The following is a 5,178-nucleotide window of genomic DNA, read 5'->3' on the forward strand; positions in this document are numbered from 1 at the left end:
GCGTAGAGCTTGCCGTCGGCGGACAGGCCGCCGGCGATGGCAGGAATGATGTCGGCGGTGTCATAGTCGGCGCCGAGCTTGTCGAGCGGCAACAGCCAGCCCTGCTTGGCCCAGATCGGAACCTCATAGGTGCCGATGGTCATCACGTCATATTGGCCGCCCTTGGTGGCGATGTCGGTGGTGACGCGCTCGCGCAGCACGTTCTCTTCGAGCGTGACCCATTCGAGCTGGATATCGGGATTTTTGGTGGTGAAGTCGTCCGTCAGCTTCTGCATGCGGACCATATCGCCATTGTTGACGGTGGCGATGGTGATTGTTTCGGCGTGAGCGGCAAAAGCAAGCGCACTCGCTCCGCACAAGCCCAGGAAGAGCGTGTTCAGTTTCATCGAATTCCTCCCAATGACCAAGATGAGCATTTGCCTTGGCTGTGAGCAATTATTCATCCCAACTGATTTATGTCAAGCAGGAATCTGGGCGCTGTCGATCCGCGACTGCCCAAAATCACGTCGATTGCTCACGCCATGAACAATAGGGCGGTTCCAGCGGTCGCCCAGATGCGGACGCGCGCCATGCCTTCAACGGCAGGCGGCTGCCTGTCGTTGCGCAGCAGGTTGGGGATTTAGCTCAACTGGCCAGCAAGGCAGCGGCGGTGCGCTCATCAGTGATGAGGCCGTTGACGAGGCGGCGGGTGACTGCGGCCAGGATGCCCGGCAGCTTGCGTTCGCCCATGGCGAGCGCCACGACCAGCGAGCGTTCGCGTGAGGGCAGGGGTGCGGAAGCGACACGATCGTTGGTGATGCCGTCGATCAACCTGCCGTCGCGGTCGAAGGCCCAGCCGACGATCTCGCCGACCGCGCCTGCCTTCTGCAGCGCCTTGAGTTCGGCTTCGGTGATGAAGCCGTCCTCATAGAGCGGGGCCCTGGGGCCCATGTCGCCGACGCCGACAAAGGTGACGTTGGCTTGGGCTGCCAGCGCCAGCGTCGGCTGGATGAGTGGCTGGCTGTGCAGCATGCGGCGCTCGTCCGGCGACGAGGCAATTGCTGGCAAAGGCATGGGAAAGCTGCGCGCCTTGATGGTGTCGGCCATGTTGAAGATGACGTTGTAAAACGCCGCCGAGCCATCGGGCGAGATGTTGCCCGTCAACGAAACCACCTTGTGGTGCGGGCATTCCATCGGCGGCAGCTGCTCGATCGCCGCCTTCAGCGTGCGGCCGGTGCCGATTGCCATGACGATAGGCTCGGCCGAGCGCAGCCATTTCTCGATCTCGGTGGCTGCTGCCTGGGCGATGCCGATGGTGGTCGACGACGAATCCGGGTCGCTGGGCGTGACCTCGACAAGGTCGAGCGCAAAACGCGAGCGCAGTCGCGCGGCAAGGTCGAGGCAATTGGCGATCGGATGGTCGACTCGGACCTTGATCAGGCCCTCCGACATGGCCAGCGAGACCAGGCGCTGTGCTGTCTGGCGCGAGACGCCAAGCTTCGTTGCGATCTGGTCCTGAGTGTTGCCCGCGACGTAATAAAGCCAGCCCGCGCGGGCGGCCTCATCAAGCCTTGCGTTTTCTGTCCGGGAACTCATGCGTCGCGCCTCTGCTCAGTCCCGGCAGTTTCGCAGGGTTTTCAGAAATGCGCAATTGCTCGCAGATATGTCATTTGTTCGCCGCGACGATTGGCGATGCCACGAAGGCAGATTGAACGCACGCGTCGAGATCGACGTATCGTCTGAGCCGCGAAACGCAGTGAACTGCTCACATGTCTTGTTGGAAGAAGTGGTAGCGGGAAGTGGACTCGAACCACCGACCCCAGGATTATGATTCCCGTGCTCTAACCAACTGAGCTATCCCGCCAGGGTGGAGAAGGCTCGAAAAACTGTCTCGCAAGAGGCAGGCGTCGAAGCGTTCGCCAAGGTCGGGCGGATATAATGTCTGGATGACGAACCTGTCAAGCAGTGACATTGGGCAATTCCGGATTATTCCCAAGACGCTTCGTCAGGTTGTTGCTCAGCGTGTTGCTGCCGGGTTTTCGCACGGCATTCTTGCGGCGCCGGAGCGCGTAGACGACGTTTGGCCATAACAGTGATTTGACCGCAGAGTTCGCTGCAAACGAGCTTGGCAGTTGCGTTCATACGCGAATGCGTGCGCGCCAGGTGATTTTGGCGCAGGCTGCGGGGTTGAGTTCACAAGGCGCGGCCACTATGTCTGCCGACATAAATCCCCTTGGAAAGAGCCTGATGAAACCGCGTATTGCAGTCCTTGGATGCGGATATTGGGGCGGCAATCATATCCGCACCCTGAAGTCGCTTGGTGCCCTCCATGCCGTGTCCGATATCGACCCGGCTCGTGCCGAGCGCTTTGCCTCCGAGCAGGGCTGCCTGGCGGTCACCCCTGACGAACTTTTCGCCCGCGACGACATCGATGCCGTTGTCATGGCGCTGCCACCGCAGTTCCACGCCGACTTTGCGATTCGGGCCGTCGAGGCCGGCAAGGACGTGCTGGTCGAAAAGCCGATCGCGCTGACCGTGCCCGACGCCGAGCGTGCCGTTAAGGCGGCGCGCGACAATGGCCGCGTGTTCATGACCGGTCACGTGCTGCGTTTCCACCCGGCGTTCGAGGGGCTCAAGGCGCTTGTCGACAAGGGCGAGCTTGGAGAAATCGGCTACATCCATTCGCATCGTTTGGGCCTCGGCAAATTCCACGCCGAAAATGATGCGCTGTGGGATCTTGCCCCGCACGATCTGTCGATGATCCTGGCGATCACCGGCACCGCCCCCATCGAGGTGCGCGGCGAGGGGGCTGCGGTGCTCAACCACCTCAGCGATTTCGCCCACCTGCACATGCGTTTCCCCAATGGCCTGCGCGGGCACCTGTTTGCGTCCAGGCTCAATCCCTACCGCGAACGCCGGCTGACGGTGGTCGGCACCAAGGGCATGGCGGTGTTCGACGATGTCGAGCCGCAGGAGCGCAAGCTAGCTGTGTACCGTCACGCGGTGTGGCAGGACAGCGGGCAGTGGACATCGACAATGAACGAGCCGACTTACATCCCGCTCGAAAATGCCATGCCGCTGACGCGCGAGCTCGAGCATTTCATCCATTGCATCGAAACGCGCGAAGAGCCCCGCACCGGTGCTGAAGAAGCGCTCGGCGTGCTCAGGATCCTCACCGCGGGAACGGTCACGCACGATTGAATGGATAGGGGAATAGGGCAGTAAGGCAGTGGGGCAACAGGCATCGAGCAATACTGCCCTAATGCCTTACTGCCCCATTCCCCTCATTCTGCAGCTATCGGCCCCGGCGTTGCCGCCAGCCGCGACAGCATCGCTTCGGCGTCGGCGTGGCGCTCGGAGCGTTCGATGAAGCCGCCGCCAAAGACGCGCGCCTCATTGCCATCGTCGGAATAGAGCACGCAGGCTTGGCCAGGAGCGATGCCCGACTCGCCGTCGACAAGCTCGACCCATGTTGCGCCATCGCGGTGGTGCAAAACGACAGGACGCGGCGGGCGCGAAGAGCGCACCTTGGCGGAGAGTTCGAGCCCGCCTGCAGGCACGGCGGACAGCGCGTCGTCACCGAGCCAGTTCATGCCACGCAAGAAGATCTTGTGCGTCTCCAGTGCCTCGCGCGGGCCAACAACGACACGCGCGCGCTCGGCGTCGATATGCACGACATAAAGCGGCTCGCCCGAAGCGATGCCGATGCCGCGACGCTGGCCGATGGTGTAGCGCAAGATGCCTTCATGGCGGCCGAGCACACGGCCGTCGATATGGACGATATCGCCGGGATTGGCCGCCGAAGGCCTGAGCTTGGCGATGATGTCGGAATATTTGCCCTGCGGCACAAAGCAGATGTCCTGGCTGTCCTGCTTGGCGGCAACCGTCAGGCCCATGCGCTCGGCAGCAGTGCGAACGTCGGGCTTGGACATGCCGCCCAAGGGAAAGCGCAGATAGTCGATCTGCTCCTGGGTTGTTGCGAACAAGAAATAGCTCTGGTCGCGGTCGGCGTCGACCGGCCGGTAGAGCGACCGGTGGGCGCCGTTCTGCTTGGAGCGGATATAGTGGCCGGTGGCGAGAGCGGCAGCGCCCAGCTCACGCGCGGTGGCCAGCAGGTCGGCGAATTTGACGGTCTGGTTGCACGACACGCAGGGGATCGGCGTCTCGCCGGCGACGTAGCTTTCGGCGAAGGGGTCGATCACCGCCTTGCGGAACCGTTCCTCGTAGTCGAGCACGTAATGGGGAATGCCGAGCGTTTCGGACACGCGACGGGCGTCGGCGATGTCCTGGCCAGCACAGCAGGAGCCGGCTCGATGGGTCRCAGCACCATGGTCGTAGAGCTGAAGCGTGACGCCAACGACGTCATAACCTTCTTGTTTGAGCAGGCCGGCCACGACTGAAGAATCGACACCACCCGACATGGCAACAACCACGCGAGTGTCTTCGGGGCGTCCGGGCAGGTCCAGGCTATTCATCGGGATTGCGTTCCGCTGTCTTAGGGTCGGCTGCATGCCAATGGCTGCAATATAGGTCAAGCCTCTTCGCAGTGCCACCCGCACCGGGCCGATACGCGTTTTTCGACGCGAAACCAGCCAACGGGGCAGATGGTTAAATTGCGGATTGAGAGTCTAACGTTCTGTTCACGTTCGTTACTTAGCTCTTAGTATTCGCTTAGGCAATTTTTAAAGCTGTGGCGCTAGTGTGGCAGGTGATTGGGTCTTTGAGTTTTTAGTAGAGAGTACGATGACCGATCTGGTTAGACCGCGTGTCAAATATGTTATCGGGCCGGACGGCAGCCCGCTTACGATTGCCGATCTGCCCCCGACCAACACGCGCCGGTGGGTTATCCGCCGAAAGGCGGAAGTGGTCGCAGCGGTCAGGGGAGGGCTGCTCAGTCTCGACGAAGCGTGCCAACGCTACAAGTTGACGACTGAGGAGTTCTTGTCCTGGCAGGCTTCCATTGACGAATACGGGCTTGCAGGCCTGCGCACCACGCGCATCCAGCAATACCGTCATTGACACCGGCCGTTGCGGCCAACCAATAAGAAAGGGTGCGGCTTGCCGCACCCTTTTCCATTTGGCGCTCTAGAGCGTCAGCACCACCTTACCCTTGGGCCTTGTGGCAAGGTAGGTGTGGGCAGCACCCGCCTCGGCGAGCGGGAAGCTTTTGGCGACATGGACCTTGAGCTTGCCGGACAC

General features: G+C 61.7%; 6 protein-coding genes and 1 tRNA gene. 2 read left to right on the forward strand and 5 right to left on the reverse strand.

The window, feature by feature from the left end:
* From AC1DWF_RS30050 to AC1DWF_RS30060, 3 genes are all read right to left on the reverse strand, one after another.
* The coding region (locus tag AC1DWF_RS30050; protein WP_476842423.1) for an extracellular solute-binding protein at positions 1–386 on the reverse strand (386 nt) is incomplete at its 3' end.
* A 238-nt stretch (positions 387–624) separates the two neighbouring features.
* Positions 625–1,575 (reverse strand): sugar-binding transcriptional regulator, encoded by a 951-nt coding sequence (locus AC1DWF_RS30055; protein WP_476784526.1) that lies wholly within the window; start codon positions 1,573–1,575, stop codon positions 625–627.
* 191 nt (positions 1,576–1,766) lie between these two features.
* Positions 1,767–1,843 (reverse strand) — tRNA-Met (locus tag AC1DWF_RS30060).
* Between the two features lie 383 nt (positions 1,844–2,226).
* Between AC1DWF_RS30060 and AC1DWF_RS30065 the strand changes: the two genes are divergently transcribed.
* Positions 2,227–3,180, forward strand: coding sequence for a Gfo/Idh/MocA family protein (locus tag AC1DWF_RS30065; protein WP_476784525.1), 954 nt, complete (start codon positions 2,227–2,229; stop codon positions 3,178–3,180).
* 83 nt (positions 3,181–3,263) lie between these two features.
* On the opposite strand, the gene mnmA is transcribed toward AC1DWF_RS30065, so the two are convergent.
* Positions 3,264–4,454, reverse strand: a complete 1,191-nt coding sequence (gene mnmA, locus AC1DWF_RS30070; RefSeq protein ID WP_476842424.1) for a tRNA 2-thiouridine(34) synthase MnmA — start codon at positions 4,452–4,454, stop codon at positions 3,264–3,266.
* A 268-nt stretch (positions 4,455–4,722) separates the two neighbouring features.
* Between mnmA and sciP the strand changes: the two genes are divergently transcribed.
* Positions 4,723–4,998 (forward strand): CtrA inhibitor SciP, encoded by a 276-nt coding sequence (gene sciP, locus AC1DWF_RS30075; protein ID WP_013529904.1) that lies wholly within the window; start codon positions 4,723–4,725, stop codon positions 4,996–4,998.
* A gap of 66 nt (positions 4,999–5,064) precedes the next feature.
* On the opposite strand, the gene AC1DWF_RS30080 is transcribed toward sciP, so the two are convergent.
* Positions 5,065–5,178, reverse strand: coding sequence for a zinc-binding dehydrogenase (locus AC1DWF_RS30080; protein ID WP_476842425.1), 114 nt, complete (start codon positions 5,176–5,178; stop codon positions 5,065–5,067).

The sequence above is a fragment of the Aminobacter sp. P4_D5 genome, assembly GCF_056401815.1.